18 protein-coding genes are annotated in these 17,779 nt (G+C 64.9%); 13 read left to right on the top strand and 5 right to left on the bottom strand.

Annotated features, from left to right (window positions below; genetic code table 11):
- Window positions 1–19: 19 nt before the first annotated feature.
- The 12 genes from cysG to ACVWW6_RS14925 all read left to right on the top strand — a co-directional run bounded on the left by cysG (window position 20) and on the right by ACVWW6_RS14925 (window position 11,372).
- Complete coding sequence (gene cysG / locus ACVWW6_RS14870; protein ID WP_456680933.1) at window positions 20–1,444, top strand: siroheme synthase CysG; 1,425 nt, start codon at window positions 20–22, stop codon at window positions 1,442–1,444.
- Window positions 1,441–1,749, top strand: a complete 309-nt coding sequence (locus ACVWW6_RS14875; RefSeq protein ID WP_011084294.1) for a DUF2849 domain-containing protein — start codon at window positions 1,441–1,443, stop codon at window positions 1,747–1,749. Before cysG ends, ACVWW6_RS14875 begins: the two co-directional genes overlap by 4 nt.
- A gap of 28 nt (window positions 1,750–1,777) precedes the next feature.
- On the top strand, window positions 1,778–3,433 hold the full coding sequence (locus ACVWW6_RS14880) for a nitrite/sulfite reductase (RefSeq protein ID WP_456680934.1): 1,656 nt from the start codon (window positions 1,778–1,780) through the stop codon (window positions 3,431–3,433).
- Entirely contained in the window at window positions 3,420–3,935 is a 516-nt protein-coding gene (locus ACVWW6_RS14885; protein WP_011084296.1) for a DUF934 domain-containing protein, read from the top strand. Before ACVWW6_RS14880 ends, ACVWW6_RS14885 begins: the two co-directional genes overlap by 14 nt.
- On the top strand, window positions 3,932–4,663 hold the full coding sequence (locus ACVWW6_RS14890) for a phosphoadenylyl-sulfate reductase (RefSeq protein WP_456680935.1): 732 nt from the start codon (window positions 3,932–3,934) through the stop codon (window positions 4,661–4,663). The genes ACVWW6_RS14885 and ACVWW6_RS14890 overlap by 4 nt, the downstream gene beginning before the upstream one ends.
- Window positions 4,664–4,787: 124 nt before the next feature.
- Window positions 4,788–5,789: a sulfate ABC transporter substrate-binding protein gene (locus ACVWW6_RS14895; RefSeq protein WP_456680936.1), complete on the top strand. Its 1,002-nt coding sequence runs from the start codon at window positions 4,788–4,790 to the stop codon at window positions 5,787–5,789.
- A 70-nt stretch (window positions 5,790–5,859) separates the two neighbouring features.
- Entirely contained in the window at window positions 5,860–6,666 is an 807-nt protein-coding gene (cysT, locus tag ACVWW6_RS14900) for a sulfate ABC transporter permease subunit CysT (protein ID WP_028173473.1), read from the top strand.
- A gap of 11 nt (window positions 6,667–6,677) precedes the next feature.
- Window positions 6,678–7,589 carry a sulfate ABC transporter permease subunit CysW gene (gene cysW, locus ACVWW6_RS14905; protein ID WP_456680937.1) on the top strand — a complete coding sequence of 304 codons (912 nt, stop codon included), beginning with the start codon at window positions 6,678–6,680 and terminating at the stop codon, window positions 7,587–7,589.
- On the top strand, window positions 7,579–8,613 hold the full coding sequence (locus ACVWW6_RS14910; protein ID WP_028173471.1) for a sulfate/molybdate ABC transporter ATP-binding protein: 1,035 nt from the start codon (window positions 7,579–7,581) through the stop codon (window positions 8,611–8,613). Before cysW ends, ACVWW6_RS14910 begins: the two co-directional genes overlap by 11 nt.
- A 208-nt stretch (window positions 8,614–8,821) precedes the next feature.
- A complete protein-coding gene (locus ACVWW6_RS14915; RefSeq protein WP_456680938.1) occupies window positions 8,822–9,325 on the top strand; it encodes a CAP domain-containing protein in 504 nt (167 codons plus the stop codon).
- Between the two features lie 78 nt (window positions 9,326–9,403).
- On the top strand, window positions 9,404–10,582 hold the full coding sequence (locus ACVWW6_RS14920) for a DUF3734 domain-containing protein (protein ID WP_028173469.1): 1,179 nt from the start codon (window positions 9,404–9,406) through the stop codon (window positions 10,580–10,582).
- Between the two features lies 1 nt (window position 10,583).
- Complete coding sequence (locus tag ACVWW6_RS14925) at window positions 10,584–11,372, top strand: 3-hydroxybutyrate dehydrogenase (protein WP_011084304.1); 789 nt, start codon at window positions 10,584–10,586, stop codon at window positions 11,370–11,372.
- 127 nt (window positions 11,373–11,499) lie between these two features.
- Here the strand turns inward: ACVWW6_RS14925 and ACVWW6_RS14930 are convergent, their stop codons facing one another.
- The 3 genes from ACVWW6_RS14930 to ACVWW6_RS14940 form a co-directional block, all read right to left on the bottom strand.
- Window positions 11,500–12,324, bottom strand: coding sequence for a sulfite exporter TauE/SafE family protein (locus ACVWW6_RS14930; RefSeq protein WP_011084305.1), 825 nt, complete (start codon window positions 12,322–12,324; stop codon window positions 11,500–11,502).
- A 187-nt stretch (window positions 12,325–12,511) separates the two neighbouring features.
- The gene (locus tag ACVWW6_RS14935; protein WP_456683158.1) at window positions 12,512–13,879 is read right to left on the bottom strand and encodes a flippase; all 1,368 of its coding nucleotides are present in this window, start codon (window positions 13,877–13,879) and stop codon (window positions 12,512–12,514) included.
- 246 nt (window positions 13,880–14,125) lie between these two features.
- On the bottom strand, window positions 14,126–14,968 hold the full coding sequence (locus tag ACVWW6_RS14940; RefSeq protein ID WP_011084307.1) for a protein-disulfide reductase DsbD domain-containing protein: 843 nt from the start codon (window positions 14,966–14,968) through the stop codon (window positions 14,126–14,128).
- Between the two features lie 142 nt (window positions 14,969–15,110).
- Here ACVWW6_RS14940 and ACVWW6_RS14945 point away from each other — a divergent pair, with 142 nt between their 5' ends.
- Window positions 15,111–15,755, top strand: coding sequence for a YqgE/AlgH family protein (locus ACVWW6_RS14945; RefSeq protein ID WP_011084308.1), 645 nt, complete (start codon window positions 15,111–15,113; stop codon window positions 15,753–15,755).
- Between the two features lie 162 nt (window positions 15,756–15,917).
- Here ACVWW6_RS14945 and ACVWW6_RS14950 read toward each other — a convergent pair whose 3' ends face one another.
- Window positions 15,918–16,805 carry a TauD/TfdA dioxygenase family protein gene (locus tag ACVWW6_RS14950; RefSeq protein ID WP_304550853.1) on the bottom strand — a complete coding sequence of 296 codons (888 nt, stop codon included), beginning with the start codon at window positions 16,803–16,805 and terminating at the stop codon, window positions 15,918–15,920.
- Between the two features lie 98 nt (window positions 16,806–16,903).
- Entirely contained in the window at window positions 16,904–17,683 is a 780-nt protein-coding gene (locus tag ACVWW6_RS14955; RefSeq protein ID WP_456680939.1) for an SDR family NAD(P)-dependent oxidoreductase, read from the bottom strand.
- Window positions 17,684–17,779: the final 96 nt, after the last annotated feature.

Raw genomic sequence — 17,779 nt, forward strand, 5'->3', positions numbered from 1 at the left:
TGGGGGAAGCGAGTATCGTATGCGGTTCTTGCCGGTGTTCCTCGATCTCAAGGCCGGTCCGGTGGTCCTCATCGGTGCGGGTGAGCTTTTGCGCGCCAAGCTGCGCGTGCTCACTGCGGCCGATGCGCGCGTCCGCGTGCATGCGATCGACGGCAATCAGGACATGGGCCTTAGCTCCGAGGACGCGGCGCGCGTCGACATCGCGACCGGCGATCCGCTCATCGCCGATCTCTCAGGCGTCATCGCGATCGTCTGCGCCGGGGCGGGCGATGTCGGCATTGCGATGTCGGCGCGGGCGAAGGCGCTCGGCCTGCCGGTCAACGTCATGGACGATCTCGAGCATTCCAGCTTCATCTTCCCGGCCATCGTCGATCGCGGCGATGTCGTGGTCGCGGTCGGCACCGGCGGCACCTCTCCGGTGGTGGCGCGACGCGTGCGCGAGAAGATTGAGGCGCTGCTGCCGGCGCGCATTGGCGAGCTCGCCGAGTTCATCGGCGGCTTCCGTAAGTCCATCAACGAGCGCATTGCCGAGTTTCCGCTGCGCCGCCGCTTCTGGGAGCGCGTCATCGACGGCCCCATCGGCGCCTCCGTGCTCGCCGGCCGCAAGGGCGAGGCGGACGCGGCGCTCAAGGCCATTGCCGATCCCGCCGCGTTCGCGCGCGCCGACAAGCCGGAAGGCTCCGTTGCGCTGGTCGGCGCCGGCCCGGGCGATCCCGATCTTCTCACTATCAAGGCGCTGCGCGCGCTCCAGGACGCCGACATCGTCTTCCATGACGAGCTGGTCTCGTCCGAAATTCTCGATCGCATCCGCCGCGACACGACGCGCGTTGCGGTCGGCCGCCGCGTCGGCAAGCCCGGCGTCGGCCAGGACGCCATCAACACGCGCATGATCGAGGCCGCGCAGTCAGGTCAGCGCGTGGTGCGGCTGAAGGGCGGCGATCCCTTCGTGTTCGGCCGCGGCGGCGAAGAGGTCGAAGCGCTGCGCTCGGCGGGCGTTGCCTATTCGATCATTCCCGGCATCACCGCCGGGCTCGGCGGCGCCGCCGATTTCGAGGTGCCGCTCACCTATCGTCATGAAGCGACCCGCATCACCTTCCTCACCGCGCACAAGGCGCGCGATGCGGAAGCCGTGGACTGGTCGACGCTCACCGACACCAAGATGACCGTCGTGGTCTACATGGGCATGACCGCGGCGCCGGCCGTGCGCGCAGGCCTGTTCGCCGCCGGCCGCTCGCCCGAAACGCCGGTCGGCGTGTTCGCCCGCGTCACGCGGCCCGATGCGCAAGGCGCGATCGGCACGCTGCGCGATCTTCCCGAGCTCGTGCGGCGGACCCATGGCGGTCCTGCCATCCTCATCATCGGCGACGTGGTCCGGCATGCCGGCTCGCTTCGCCCCCAGACACCCAAGCAAATCATCTCCGACCTATTGGATGCTGCCGAATGACCTCTCCTCTGCAACAAAAGCTGAAAATTACGGGTCCCTCCGTCGTGACCGCCAACCGGACCTGGGACGGCGTCGTCGTCTATCGCACGGCTGCCAGGGGCTGGTCCGTGGAACTGACGGATGCCGCGATCGTGCGAAACTCGGACGAAGCGAAAGCGTTGCTCGCCGAGGCCGTGGCCGATGACGTCGGCGCGATCGGCCCCTATATCGCGCCGGTGCAAGTCGACGAGGCCGGCAAGATCCTGCCGGGTAATCTGCGTGAGCAGATTCGCCGCGATGGCGTGACGATCGGCTTGCCCGTCTGAATGTTGGCAGAGCTGTAAGGCATTCTCCATGTACGCTTACGACGAAATCGACCGCACGCTGGTCAACGAGCGCGTCTCGGAATTCCGCGACCAGGTGCAGCGCCGTCTCTCGGGCGAGCTCACCGAAGACGAATTCAAGATGCTGCGCTTGCAGAACGGCGTCTATCTGCAACTCCACGCCTACATGTTTCGCGTCGCGATTCCCTACGGCACGCTGGCGTCGAACCAGTTGCGGGCGCTTGCCCATGTCGCGCGCAAATACGACCGCGGCTACGGCCATTTTACCACGCGCCAGAACATCCAGTTCAACTGGATCAAGCTGTCGGACCTGCCGGACGCTCTGGCCGATCTCGCCGAGGTCGGGATCCACGCGATGCAGACCTCCGGCAACAACATGCGCAACGTCACCTCGGACCAGTGGGCCGGCGTCGCGCCCGGTGAGATCGAGGATCCCCGCATCTGGTCGGAGCTGATCCGCCAGCACACCACGCTGCATCCGGAATTCTCGTTCCTGCCGCGCAAGTTCAAGATCGCGATCACCGCGTCGGACCACGACCGTGCCGCGATCAAGGTCCACGATATCGGCCTGCGCCTGATCAAGAACGAGAAGGGCGAAACCGGCTTCGAGGTCTTGGTCGGCGGCGGTCTCGGCCGCACGCCGTTCATCGGCAAGACCATCAAGCACTTCGTGCACGGCCGCGATCTCTTGAGCTACATCGAGGCCATCCTGCGCGTCTACAATCAGTACGGACGCCGCGACAACATCTACAAGGCCCGGATCAAGATCCTGGTGCACGAGCTCGGCATCGAGAAATTCTCCCGCGAGGTCGAGGAGGAGTGGCAGCACATCCGCAACTCCTCGCTCCAGATCGACGACGAGGTGATCGAGGACATCCGCTCGCGCTTCATCTATCCCGCTTACGAGAAGCTGCCGCACATGCCGGACGAGCTGCGGCAGGCCGCGGCCGACCCCGATTTCGAGGCGTGGCGCAAGAACTCCGTCGCCCCGCACAAGAACCCGGGCTATTCCATCGTCACGATCTCGCTGAAGCCGATCGGCGCACCTCCGGGTGATGCCACCGCCGAGCAGATGGATGCGCTCGCCGATCTCGCCGACAGATATTCCTTCGGCGAAATCCGCGTCGGTCACGAGCAGAACCTGGCGCTGCCGCATGTCGCCAAGCGCGACCTGCCGGCGCTGTGGAAAGCGCTCGACAAGCTCGGGCTGGCGACCCCGAACGTCAATCTGATCACCGACATCATCGCCTGCCCGGGGCTCGACTATTGCTCGCTGGCGAATGCGCGCTCGATCCCGATCGCGCAGGAGCTGACGCGGCGCTTCGCCAATCACGAGCTGGCCAATTTGATCGGCCGGCTCCACATCAACATCTCCGGCTGCATCAATGCCTGCGGCCACCACCATGTCGGCCATATCGGCATTCTCGGCGTCGAGAAGAACGGCGAGGAGGTCTATCAGATCACCATCGGCGGCCGCGCCGACGAGGGCGCCGCGCTCGGCAATCTGATCGGCCCCGGCGTCAAGTTCGACGAGGTCGCCGACGTCGTCGAGGACATCGTGGAAGCCTATCTCGCGCTGCGCGAGCGCCCGGAGGAGCTGTTCATCGACACGGTGAAGCGCCTTGGCGTCGAACCCTTCAAGGAGCGTGTCTATGCCACTCGTTAATGGCGGAAAAATCGTCGACGACAGCTTCGTCAAGCTGGCGGTCGACACGCCGCTGCCGGAGGGCGGCGACATCCTGGTGCCGGCCGAGCGTTTCGTCGGTGAGGCCGATGCGTTGCTCAAGCGTGCCGGCAAGGTCGGCGTGATCTGGCCGAACAACCGCGACATCGACGAGCTCGTGCCGTATCTCGGCAAGGTCGCCGCCGTTGCGCTGGTGTTCCCGAGCTTCCGCGACGGACGCGCCTACAGTCAGGCGCGGCTGCTGCGCGAGCGCTACAACTATCGCGGCGAGCTGCGTGCCACCGGGCAGGTGCTGCGCGACCAGTTCGTGTTCATGCTGCGGGCGGGCTTCGATTCCTTCGAGGTCAAGAAGCAGGCCGACGCGGAAGCCTTCATGCAGACCGCAAAGCGTTATTCGGTGTTCTACCAGCCGACCGGCGACGGCCGGATCACGGCGCTGCACCGGCGCATGCAGTTGCGTCACTCCGAAGGTGTCGGCACGTGAACGCAATCGCGCCTCAGGTATCTCCGGTGTCCGTTTCCGCGCTGCCCTCGGCCGCGGACCTCGATCGCGCCTTGCGCGATGCCTCGCCCGCGGAGGTCATCGCCGCGGCCCTGAAGGCAGTCGGCCGCGACAAGCTTGCGCTGGTGTCGTCCTTCGGCACGGAATCGGCGACGCTTCTGAAGGTGATGGCGGACGTCGATCCGTCGATCCCCGTGATCTTCCTCGACACCGGCTGGCTGTTCGAGGAGACGCTCGCCTATCGAGACATGCTGATCGCGACGCTGGGCCTCAAGGACGTCCGCTCGATCAAGCCGGCGGAGGAGACGCTGTCGCGCGAGGATCCCGACCGCGACCTCTGGTTCTCCGATCCCGACGCCTGCTGCCGCATCCGCAAGGTGGAGCCGCTGGCGCGCGCGCTGAAGCCGTTCGACGCCTGGATCAACGGCCGCAAGCGCTTCCAGGGCAATGCGCGGGCCGACATTCCGGTGGTCGAGGACGACGGCGCGCGGTTGAAGTTCAACCCCTTCGCCAACGTTTCGCGCGAGGAACTCGAGGCGATTTTCGTCCGCGCCAAATTGCCGCGTCATCCACTGGCCGCCTCCGGTTTCCTGTCGGTTGGGTGTATGCCTTGCACCAGCAGAACGGCCGAAGGCGAGGATGTGCGCGCCGGTCGCTGGCGCGGCCGGGCCAAGACAGAATGCGGCATCCACACGATGAAGACTTCGTAGCACAGTCAGGCTGCGACGCCGCGAACAAGAAAATCCGGTTCCGTTGACTTAGGAGCGGTTTGTCCCGAGTTATGCCCGTGTGCCATCGGCGACATCGACGTCGCTGAGGTGAATGGAGATGGACATGATGCGCCGTATCGTTCTGCTCGCGGCAGGCCTCCTGGCGACAGGCTTCTTGGCAAGCTCGGCTCTCGCTGCTGACATCAATCTTCTGAACGTGTCGTACGATCCGACGCGCGAGCTCTATGGCGAGTTCAACAAGGCGTTCGTGAACGCCTATCAGAAGGAAACCGGCAAGAGCGTCGAGATCAAGCAGTCGCATGGCGGCAGCGGATCGCAGGCGCGCGCGGTGATCGACGGATTGCAGGCCGATGTGGTGACGCTCGCGCTCGCCTATGACATCAATGCGATCGCGAGCAAGGGCCTCATTACGGCCGACTGGCAGAAGCGTCTGCCGCAGAATTCATCACCCTACACGTCCACCATCGTGTTCCTGGTGCGCAAGGGCAATCCGAAGGGCATCAAGGACTGGGACGACCTGCTCAAGCCGGGCGTCGCCGTGATCACGCCCAATCCGAAGACGTCGGGCGGCGCGCGCTGGAATTATCTGGCGGCCTGGGGCTTTGCGCAAAAGAAATACGGATCAACCGACAAGGCCAAGGACTTCGTCGGAAAGCTCTACCAGCAGGTGCCGGTGCTCGATACCGGCGCGCGCGGCGCCACCGTGACCTTCGTCGAGCGCGGCGTCGGCGACGTGCTGCTCGCCTGGGAGAACGAGGCCTATCTCGCGCTCAAGGAATTCGGTCCCCAAAAATTCGAGATCGTGGCGCCGCCGCTATCGATCCTGGCCGAGCCGCCGGTCGCGATCGTCGACAAGGTTGCCGACAAAAAGGGCACCCGCAACGCCGCCGATGCCTACCTTCAGTACTGGTACACCAGAGAAGGCCAGGAGATCGCCGCGCGCAATTTCTACCGTCCGCGCGATGCCGAGATCGCCAAAAAGTATGAAAACTCGTTCGCCAAGGTCGAGCTGTTCACGATCGACGACGTTTTCGGCGGCTGGACCAAGGCGCAGAAGGAACATTTTGCCGACGGCGGCATTTTCGATCAGATCTACAAGAACTGATCGGGCGCTGTCTTAAGAGGCTGTAGCAGGGGGCCTGGTGAGCGCAGTTGTAGCAGCACGACGCCGGACATTGCCGGGCTTCGGTCTCACCATGGGGCTGACGCTTTCCTGGCTATCCATCATCATCCTGATTCCACTCGCCGGCCTGTTCCTGAAATCGCTCGAGCTGAGCCCCGAGCAGTTCTGGAACATCCTCTCCAGCCGCCGCACCCTGAATGCGCTGCGGGTCTCGTTTGGGCTCGCCTTCGCGGCGGCCTGCGTCAATCTGGTCATGGGCAGCATCATCGTCTGGGCGTTGGTGCGCTACCGGTTTCCCGGCCGGCGCCTGTTCGACGCCATCGTCGACGTGCCGTTCGCGCTGCCGACGGCGGTCGCCGGCGTCGCGCTGACCGCGCTGTTTGCCGAGAAGGGCTGGCTGGGCGCGCCGCTCGCCGCGCTCGGCATCAAGGTGGCGTTCACGCCGGTCGGCATCTTTGTCGCCATGATCTTCATCGGCATCCCCTTCGTGGTGCGCACCGTGCAGCCGGTGCTCCAGGATCTCGACCCCGAGATCGAGGAGGCCGCGGGCAGCCTGGGCGCGAGCCGCTGGCAGACCATCATCCGCGTGATCCTGCCCTCGCTCGCGCCGGCGCTGCTCACGGGCCTCGCGCTCGCCTTCGCCCGTGCGGTCGGTGAATACGGTTCGGTGATCTTCATCGCCGGCAATTTGCCGAACGTCTCCGAGATCGCGCCATTGCTGATCGTGATCCGGCTCTCCGAATTCCGCTACGCCGATGCGACCGCCATTGCGGTGGTCATGCTCGTCGTCTCCTTCGTCATTATCTTCGCCGTCAACCGGCTCCAGCGCTGGGCGCAGAGCCGGATCCCGGCGCGCTGAGGGCGGATGCGATGACGATGCAGATGGCAGATTCCGTCTCGCTCTCGGCCTCGGACGCCAGGGCGCGCGCGCATGCGGCGGCCGCGCAGGACAACCTTCGCACCGAACCGCGCGCGGTGCGCATCGCCATCATCACGCTGGCGGTGCTGTTCCTCTCCGTCTTCGTCGTGCTGCCGCTGGTCGTCGTGTTCGCGCAGGCGTTCTCGAGAGGCATTCTGGCCTATCTTTCCGCGCTCGCCGACCCGGAGGCGTTGTCAGCGATCAAGCTGACGTTGATCGTCGCAGCGATCTCGGTCGGCCTCAATCTCGTATTCGGCCTCGTCGCCGCCTGGGCCATCGCCAAGTTCGAGTTCAGCGGCAAGACCTTCCTGATCACGCTGATCGACCTGCCGTTCTCGGTGAGCCCGGTGATCTCGGGTCTCGTCTTCGTGCTGCTGTTCGGCGCGCAGGGCTATTTCGGCGCCTGGCTTAGGGATCACGACATCCAGATCCTGTTCGCTGTGCCCGGCATTGCGCTCGCGACCACCTTCGTGACCTTCCCCTTCGTGGCGCGCGCGCTGATCCCCCTGATGCAGGAGCAGGGCACGCAGGAAGAGGAAGCCGCGATCTCGCTCGGCGCCTCGGGCCTGCAAACCTTCTTCCGCGTCACGCTGCCGAACATCAAATGGGGCGTGCTCTACGGCGTCCTGCTCTGCAACGCGCGCGCGATGGGCGAGTTCGGTGCGGTGTCGGTCGTGTCGGGCCACATTCGCGGCGAGACCAACACCATGCCGCTGCTGGTCGAGATCCTCTACAACGAGTACCAGTTCGTCGCCGCGTTCGCGATCGCCTCGCTGCTGGCGATGCTGGCGCTGATCACGCTGATCGCAAAGACCGTTCTCGAACGTCATCTGGACGAAGGACAGGACGCAAGTGACCATTGAAGTCAGGAATCTCGTCAAGAAGTTCGGCAGCTTTGCCGCCCTCGATGGCGTCAACCTCAAGGTCGACAATGGCGAGCTGCTGGCGCTGCTCGGGCCTTCGGGCTCCGGCAAGACCACGCTGCTGCGCATCATCGCCGGCCTCGACTGGCCCGACTCGGGCGAGGTCTCCTTCAACGGCGAGGACGCGCTGGCGCAGGGCGCGCGTGAGCGGCACGTCGGCTTCGTGTTCCAGCACTATGCGCTGTTCCGCCACATGACGGTGTTCGAGAATGTCGCCTTCGGCCTGCGCGTGCAGCCGCGCGCGGTCCGGAAAGAGGAAGCCAGGATCCGCGCCCGGGTGAAGGAGCTGCTCGATCTCGTGCAGCTCGACTGGCTTGCCGACCGCTATCCGAGCCAGCTCTCCGGCGGCCAGCGCCAGCGCATCGCGCTCGCCCGCGCGCTCGCGATCGAGCCGCGCATCCTGTTGCTCGACGAGCCGTTCGGCGCGCTCGATGCGAAGGTGCGGAAAGAACTGCGCAAATGGCTGCGCTCGCTGCATCACGAGATCAACGTCACCTCGATCTTCGTCACCCATGACCAGGAGGAGGCGCTGGAAGTCGCCAACCGCGTCGTGGTGATGGACAAGGGCAGGATCGAGCAGATCGGCTCGCCCGAAGACGTCTATGAAAGCCCGGCGACTGCTTTTGTCCACGGCTTCATCGGCGAATCCATCGAGCTCCCGGTCAGGATTGACGACGGCGTGGTCCGGCTCGGCGAGCGGCCGCTCCGGCTTGCGGCGGACGGACTTGCGCCTGGCGCGTCACGACTGTTCGTGCGGCGACATGACATGCTGGTCGGTCCGCCCGGCAGTGGCGCCTTCGAGGGCGCCGTGCGGCATGTCCGGAATTTTGGCCCGGTGCAGCGGGCCGAGGTGGCGCTGTTCGGCGGCGAAACCATCGAGATCGACGCTCCCCGCGACAAGGAACTCCGCGCCGGAGACAGGGTCGGCCTCGAGCCCCGCCGCTACCGGATATTTGCGGGTTAACGCCTCGTCATTCCGGGATGGTCCGAAGGACCAGACCTCAGGTGCGCAGTTGCGCACCGGGGAATCTCGAGATTCTCAGGTGCGCAATTGCGCACCCTAGTTCGATGCTTCGCATCGCCCCGGAACGACTTGGTCGATTTTCCTCAAAATTCACCTTTCAGCCACGGTTGGTATGCAACAACGGCCCTTCATTTGGGGGCCCCGATTCATGCGCGCTGCGGCCGCAATACTCATTACTTTGCTGCTCGCCGGCTGTGCCGGCAACGAAGCACCGGTCCAGCAGCCGTCGATGTATGCCGATATGGCGACCCCGGGCGCCAAGCTCGACGCGCCGGCGGCCGCGGTGATGATCTCGCAATACCGCCAGAACAATGGGCTCGGCACCGTCGTGATCGACCCCGACTTGATGCGGCTCGCCGAATCCCAGTCCCAGGCGATGGCGGCGGCCAACAAGATGGACCATGACGTTCGCGCGCCCCTGGCCAAGCGCCTCAGTGCCGGCGGCTATCCGGCCAGCGTGGCGGTCGAGAACGTCTCGGCCGGCTATCATACGTTGGCGGAAGCGTTTTCCGGCTGGCGCGACTCGCCCCCGCACCGGGCGAACATGCTCAAGGGCGGTGTCACAAAATTGGGCATCGCGGCGGGCTATGCTCCAGGCACCAAGTACAAGGTGTTCTGGACCATGATCCTGGCCTCGACGGATCCCCGATAAGCCAGACTTGATCCCGGGATGCATTGACGCCGCGGCGAAGTGTCGCCACGGTCGCTCGCCATCTGCTATTGTTCCCGCATGACAGATCATACCAGCCCGGAAACCGCCAGCGTCCCCGCAAATGCGCAACGTGTCCTGGTGTTGCAGGGCGGCGGTGCGCTCGGCTCCTATCAGGCCGGCGCCTATCAGGCGCTGTGCGGCTATGGCTTCGAGCCCGAATGGGTCGCCGGCATCTCCATCGGGGCGGTCAACGCCGCTATCATCGCCGGCAATGAGGGCCACACCCGCGTCAAGCGGATGAAGGAATTCTGGGAGATGGTCTCGGCGCCGGTGCCGTGGAAGCCGATCGGCAAGAGCGACCACAGCCGCGAGCTGTTCAACTCCACCAGCGCCGCGCTGATCGCGACCTTCGGCGTACCCGGCTTCTTCGTCCCGCGCGTCCCGCCCGCGCCGATGTGGCCGCCGGGCCATCCCGAGGCGGAAAGCTACTACGACACGTCGCCCCTGAAGAAGACGCTGGAGCGGCTGGTCGATTTCGACCGCATCAACGACCTCAAGACGCGCTTCTCCGTCGGCGCCGTCGGCGTCACCTCCGGCAACTTCAAATATTTCGACAATTACGAGTTCAAGAAACTCGGCAAGAAGATCGGTCCCGAGCACATCATGGCCTCCGGCGCGCTGCCGCCGGGCTTTCCGTCCGTCGTCATCGACGGCGAGCATTACTGGGACGGCGGCATCGCCTCCAACACGCCGCTCGATTACGTGCTCGATGCCGAATTGGCTCGCGACATGCTGATCTTCCAGGTCGACCTGTTCAGCGCCCGCGGCGACCTGCCGAATTCGCTGTTAGAGGCCACCGAGCGCGAGAAGGACATCCGCTTCTCCAGCCGCACGCGGATGAACACCGACAAGAACAAGCAGATCCACAACGCCCGCAGGGCGGTGCGCGACCTGATTTCCAAATTGCCCGATTATCTCAAGAACGACCCTTCCGTCGAATTCCTTGCGAAGGCATCTCGTGAGAGCACGGTCACCGTGGTGCACCTGATCTACCGCAGCAAGAACTACGAATCCTCGTCCAAGGACTATGATTTCTCGCACGTGGCCATGGTCGAGCATTGGGAAGCCGGCGTGCGCGACGTGCATCTGTCGATGCGCCACAAGGACAGGCTCGATCAGCCGCAATCCGGCGAGACCATGGTGACCTACGATCTCACGGGGGACGTCTCCGCGCCCCCGGCAAAAAGGAGCGAATAGAATGGGTAGTCTGTCAGGCAAGAACGCCGTCGTGACCGGATCGACCAGCGGTATCGGGCTCGCCTATGCGCGTGCCTTCGCGGCGGCCGGTGCCAACGTCGTCATCAACGGCTTCGGCTCGGCCGAGGACATCGAGAAGGAACGTGCGAAGATCGAGGCGGACTTCGGCGGGAAGGCGATCTACTCGCCCGCCGACATGACCAAGCCGGCCGAGATCGCCGGGATGATCGCGCTCGGCGAGAAGACCTTCGGCTCGGTCGACGTCCTCGTCAACAATGCCGGCATCCAGTTCGTCTCGCCGATCGAGGAATTCCCGCCGGAGAAATGGGACCAGATCATCGCGATCAACCTGTCCTCGGCCTTCCATGCCATTCGCGCCGCGGTGCCCGGCATGAAGAAGAAGGGCTGGGGTCGCATCATCAACACGGCGTCGGCGCACTCGCTGGTCGCCTCGCCCTTCAAGTCGGCCTACGTCTCGGCCAAGCACGGCATCGCCGGTCTTACCAAGACCGTGGCGCTGGAAGTCGCGACCCACAAGATCACCTGCAACTGCATCAGCCCCGGCTATGTCTGGACGCCGCTGGTCGAGAAGCAGATCCCCGACACGATGAAGGCGCGCAATCTCACGCGTGAGCAGGTCATCAACGACGTGCTGCTCGACGCCCAGCCGACCAAGGAGTTCGTCACCTCCGAGCAGGTCGCCGCACTGGCGCTGTTCCTGTGCAGCGACGATGCCGCGCAGATCACCGGCACCAACCTCTCGATCGACGGCGGCTGGACGGCGGAGTAGGCACTCGATGCCGTAGGGTGGGCAAAGGCGCGTCAGCGCCGTGCCCGCCATACTTTCTCAGATTGACGAAAGGCGGTGGGCACGCTTGGCTTTGCCCGCCCTACGAGTTCTCGCACGACGTTTCCGTTCAATGCGTCCAGGCCAGCGCCGTCACGAACGCGGATGACAGGTTCAGCTCCGCAAACATGATCTTGCTGGCGACCACGAACAGCACGCTGGCAAGCGTCAGGCGCAGCACCGTCTCGGGGACGCGCGTCGCGCTGAAGCTGCCGACGATGATGCCGGGCAGCGAGCCCAGCAGCAGCACCCCCATCAGCCCCCAATCGACGTCACCAAGCGCCCAATGTCCGATGCCCGCGACCAGCGTCAGCGGCACCGCATGGGCGATGTCGGAGCCGACGATGGTCGCCATCGGCAGGCGCGGGTAGAGTAGCAGCAGCACGGTCACGCCGACCGCGCCGGCGCCGACGGACGAAATCGACACCAGCACACCGAGCACGATTCCCGTGACCACGGTCGCAATCGCCGTGGTGCGCTCGTCGACGCGCTCCCGCTTTCTGCGGTAGCGTTCCATGATCGCCTTGCGGAAGATCAGGGACGTTGCGGTTAGCAGCAGGGCGAAGCACAGCACCAGATTGACGAGGCTGCGCTCGGCATCGCTCCTGAGATCGAGCTGCCACAGCACGAGCAGCGTCAGCGCGCTTGCCGGGAGGCTGCCGCAGGCGAGCCGCAGCACCGCCGGCCAGTGCACGCTGCGCGACCAGCCATGCACCACGCTGCCGCCGGTCTTGGTGGCGGCGGCATAAAGCAGGTCGGTGCCGACAGCGGTGGACGGATGGACGCCGAACAGCAGGATCAGCAGCGGTGTCATCAACGAGCCGCCACCCACGCCGGTCATCCCGACAAGCAGGCCGACGCCAAAACCCGAGGCGACGTAAAGCGGATCAATCATGGTTGGGGAATCTTAGGTTTATCTCGTCAGTTGGGCAATATGACGTAGAATAAATTTTCCCTGGGAAGCAACCTCTTGGATCAAATAAGAAAAATCATGCTACCGACCGGCGAATGGCAGTCGTTTCGCCTCGTTTCCGAGCCCGTTACGCAATAGGCGTTCCCCAAGGGGCAGGGCAGGCGAGCGGCTATTTTCCAAACGCCAGAACGTGCAGGCCGAGGCGCTGCCGCACGATCCAGAACAGCAGCACCGTCTCGAAGCTGAGCGAGATCGAGGTCGCGGCCGCGGCGCCATGGCCGCCGAAGCGCGGCACCAGCGCGACGCAGAGCACGACGTTCATCACGAAGGCCAGCGCATAGGCCAGCGCGCAGATCTTCTGCTGCCCGAGCATGTTGAGCAGCCGCTCCACCGGGCCGATGGCGGCGCGCACGACCAGCCCGATCGCGGCGACGAACATGATGTCGTAGCCGACCGTGAATTGCGGCCCGAACAGCCAGAGCAGCGGCTTGCCGAACGCGAGCAGCAGGATGGTCGCCGCCAGCGACGGCCAGAACGTCCAGTTGATGGCATGTGCGACATAGGCCGACAGGCGCGCTTTGTCCCCGAGCGCATTGTATTCGGCGAAGCGGTGCGCGGTCGTCGCCGACATCGCGTAGTGGATGAACGAGACCAGTGCCAGCGTCTTCACCACCGCGAAGTAGACGCCGACCTCGTCGGAGGGACGGAACTGCTGAAGCACCAGCACGTCGGTGTAGGACAGCAGCAGGTAGAAGCTTTCCACCAGCAGGATCGGCAGCGAGACGGCGAGCCAGCCGCCGATGTCATAGGCCTTCGGCCCGGGCTCGATATGGCCGGCGAGCTTGCGGTTCAGCACCACCATCTGCCCGGTCATCGCGATCCACACCGCGCCCAGGCTCGCGACCATCGCGGCGACCGCGCCGATATGATAGCCGAGCAGGAAGGCAGAAGCCGTGATGCCGATGATCAGCGCCTGGCGGATGATGAATTGCGGCATCAGGCCGAGCTGCATCCAGTCATGCGAGCGGGCGATGCCGTCCTGGGTGTTGGCGACGACGAAGGCGGGCAGCGTCATGCAGCCGATGTAGAGCGGCAGCGCCTCGGCCGGATCGATCCAGGGCGACGTCAGCTTGACGACGCCGGCGAGGCCGAGCGACACCAGCGTGGAGGCGGCAAAGGTCAGCCAGCGGCTGCCGGAGAGAAAGCCGCGCAGCAGCGCATGCTCGCCGCCGGTGCGATACTCCGGAATGATCTTCTGTGCGGAGGCCGAGATGCCGAAATCCATCATGCTGCCGAGCAGCAGCACCCAGGTCCAGACATAGACGTAGATGCCGTAGTCGGACGTGCCCATCCAGCGCGCGAGCAGGACCTGCGAAAAATAGGCAAGGCCCGCGCTGATGACGCGGATGATGAAGATGGTGCCGGCCAGCCGCCGCGTCAGCGACGCTTCGCTCGATCCGCCCGAGAGCCTAGCCCGCAGCCGCGCGATCAGCCCGGCCGGTCCGCCCGCTGCAGGTTCTGCATCCATCACGGCCAATTCGAAAATCCCCAGGGCGTTCCGCATGCCGCGGCAGCCTTGCTGCAGCAGCCTTGGGAATTAGCAACCATTCGTTAAGATTCGGTTGGGTGCTTTCCGTCGTCGTCCTGGCGAAAGCCAGGACCCATTACCCCAGGGAGAAGTTTGGCGAAGGCCCGGGGTTAGCAGCTTCGCGTCACGACTGCTCCCAGGGGTAATGGGTCCTGGATCGGCGCTCCGCTTCGCTACGCTTGTCCAGGATGACCATCACTCCAAATTCGTGTTGAACTCGTACGACTTCTCCGGCCCGACCAGCGTAAACTTCAGCGCGGCGCCCTCGGGCTTGGCGCCCGGTGGCAGTCCGTCTAGCTCGAAGGAAAAGCGTTTCACGCCGGGCGGGCTGGGCTCGACCGGCGCGGGAATCGGCAGCGACCAATCCGGCGTCGGCCCTTCGACGAACAGATTGACCTTGCGCGCATCCGCCGGCGCGACGACGTCGACCACCACGTTCTTGGGCCCGTCGCGCTTGACGTCGCGAATGGTCAGCGGATTGGGGTCGCCGATATTGGCGGGCTTCGGCACGGTGTCGAGCGCTGCACGCAGGTTGGCGTCCTCGGTCGAGGCGACGCTGTTGAAGCCGAGCTCGGCGCTGGCCTCGACGGGAATGCAGAGCTTTTCGCACACCGCGTAGTTGATCTCGGCGCGCAAGGTCACCGGCTTGTCGGCGGCCTTGGCGACGATGCGCAAGGGCAGCACGATCTGGTCGTGATAGCCGATCGAATGGCCGCCCGCGCCGTCGTCGAACTTCAGCGGCGCCGGCCACATGATCGTCACAGCCTCGACATTCTCCGATTTCGAGAAGTCGAACCGCGGCGGTACGCCGGAATCCCCGGGCGTACGCCAGTACGTCTTCCAGCCCGGCTGGAGCTGGAAGGCAATACCGCCGAGCAGCACGGCGCCGCTGCGTGATCCCGCCAATAGGCGCACCGCGGAATGTCCGTCGCGCTGCCAGGGCGAGGCGTCGTCGGCGCGGGCTGCGAGGGCCAGTGACGACGCAAGCAGGGTTGTCGCGACGCCGATCGCCGCACGCAGGGGAACTCTTGTGAGCATGGTACGTCTTTACAGGGGCAACCCGGGTCAAACCATTGAATTGCTTGTGATGGATGCACTCGAATCAAGTCTCTGCAAGCCTTGATTTGACAGCGGCCGGGCCCAACATCAGGATAGGAATTGAAACCGGAGTGCTTCACCGATGGCTCCCACAGGCAAGAGGACGGGCGAAAGCACCCGCAGCACGGGTCCCGCGCCCCCCAGTTCGGCCGGCTACCTCGACGGCCGCCTCCTGATCGCCATGCCCGTGATGGGCGATGCGCGCTTCGAGCGCTCGGTGATCTATCTCTGCGCCCATTCGGCCGAAGGCGCGATGGGCATCATCGTCAACCATCCCGCCGGCAGCATCGACTTCCCCGAGCTGTTGGAGCAGCTCGGCATCATCAGGAAGGGCGAGCACATCAAGCTGCCGGAGAACGCCGAAAGCATGAAGGTGCTGCGCGGCGGCCCGGTCGATACCGGGCGCGGCTTCGTGCTGCATTCCAGCGATTTCTACATCGAGAACGCGACGCTCCGGATCGACGACGGCGTCTGCCTCACCGCAACCGTCGATATCCTGCGCGCGATCGCCAACGGCTCCGGCCCCAAGCACGCCATCCTCGCGCTCGGCTATGCCGGCTGGGCGCCGGGCCAGCTCGAGACCGAGATCCAGAGCAACGGCTGGCTGCATTGCGATGCGGATGCGGACCTGATCTTCGGCGACGACGTCGACGAAAAATACGGCCGCGCGCTCCGCAAGATCGGCATCGATCCCGGCATGCTCTCGAACGAGGCAGGGCACGCGTAGCTGGTGTGCCGTCGTCGGCTGTCGTGCCTCAGCCTCCGCTGTCATGCCCCGGCTTGACCGGGGCATCCAGTACGCCGCTGCTTCTCGATTCTATCACTGCTGCCTCTGGAATACTGGATCGCCCGGTCAAGCCGGGCGACGACACCGATTGCTGAGTAGCGCCTACTCCGCCGCCTGCTGCTGCACCGTCGGCTCCGTCCCCGCCACCGTCGCGCGGCGCATGTCGCGGGGCTGGGACTGGTCGTAGCGGCGGACGCGGTGCATGGTCTGGCGGTTGTCCCACATCACAAGGTCATGCAGCTTCCATTTGTGGACGTAGACGAACTCGGCCTGTGTCGCGTGCTCGTTGAGATCGCGCAACAGCAGCCGTCCCTCCGGCACGCTCATGCTGACGATCTTGCCGGCATGCGACGAGAGATACAGCGACTTGCGGCGGTGGACGGGATGGGTGCGCACGAGGCGTTGCAGCACCGGCTTGAACATCTGCTTCTCTTCGTCGGTGTACTCGGTGAAGCCGAGCGAGCCGCGCGAATACATCAGCGAGTGCTCGCAGACGAGGTCCTCGATTTCCGCCTTGGTCTCGTCGTCGAGCGCGTCATAGGCGGCGCGCATGTCCGCGAATTCGGTGTTGCCGCCCGTCGGGTTCACGACGCGCGCCGACAGTAGCGAGAATTTTGCGGGAATGGGACGGAACGAGCTGTCGGAGTGCCAGAGGCAGTTGCCGAGATTGAACAGGTGCGTGCGGCTGTCCTTGGCCAGCGGCTTGCCGTCCTTGCCGAGATTGGAGACGTCGTTCAGGCCGGATTGCAGCCGGTAGTCCTTCTCCTTGGTGACCGTGCCGCCGCGCGCGTCCTCGCGCTGGCCGAAGTTCAGCGCGAAAGCCATTTGCTGCTCGTCGGTGATGTCCTGGTCGTGGAAAACGAGCACCGCGTATTTGTCCATGGCGGACTCGACCTCGCGGGCCTCGCCCGGCGTGAGCGGCTTTCGCAAATCGAGGCCGGAAACCTCGCCGACAAAATGCGTCTGAAGCTGCCGGATGGCGATCGTCATGGCGTTTTCTCCCGCGGACCGCGAGCGGTTGCTCCCGCTCTGTTGACAAAAAAGCTACTCCGGCAACCGCAGATGTCAACGCTTGCTCAGCATACCTCTTACGCGTTGCGCGCCATCAGGCCGCCGTCGACCGGGATCACCGCGCCGGTCAGGAACGACGCGGCCGGCAGGCACAGGCTCAGCGTCATGTGCGCGACCTCCTCGGGATCGCCGTAGCGGCCGAGTGCCGTCCGACGCTTGGCGTAGATGGTCTTGTGCTCTTCCGAGATACGGTCGGTGATCGCGGTGCGGATCGGACCCGGGCAGATGCAGTTGACGGTGATGCCTTCGCGGCCGAGCTCGACCGCGAGCGAGCGGGTCAGGCTCGCCACGCCGCCCTTCGCCGCCGAATAGGGACTGTGCAGCGCGGTGGCGCCGAGCGCCTCGGTCGAGGCAATGTTGACGATGCGCGGGCTCTTCGATTTGCGCAAGTGAGGCAGCGCGGCGCGGATGATGCGCGGATGCGCCGTCAGCATCACGGCGATGCCCCTGGCCCAGGCATCGTCGTACGTCTCGTCATCGATCGCGACGCGCACGGAGATGCCGGCATTGTTGACGACGATGTCGAGCCCGCCGAAATGCGCTGCAACGTCATGGACCACGCGCTTGATCTCGCCGCCGTCGGCGACATCGAGCTTCCAGGCCTTCGCCGACCCGCCGCTCGCTGCGATCTCCTTCGCGACGACTATCGCGCCTTGCTCGTCGTAATCGGTCACCGCGACGTTCGCACCCTCGGCGGCGAACACGCGCGCCGTCGCGCGCCCCATTCCGCTGGCCGCACCAGTGACGAGAGCGGTCAGGCCCTTCACGGACCGGCTCAGCTGTTTGAATTCGGACATGCTGTTTCCTCGCGTCCCTCTGTTTCTTGTTATGAGATTGACAAGGCTGGCATCGATCCGCAGACAGGTCAAACAAGCAAAATAAAAGGGGAGGTC

This window comes from Bradyrhizobium sp. USDA 3311 (assembly GCF_054062495.1).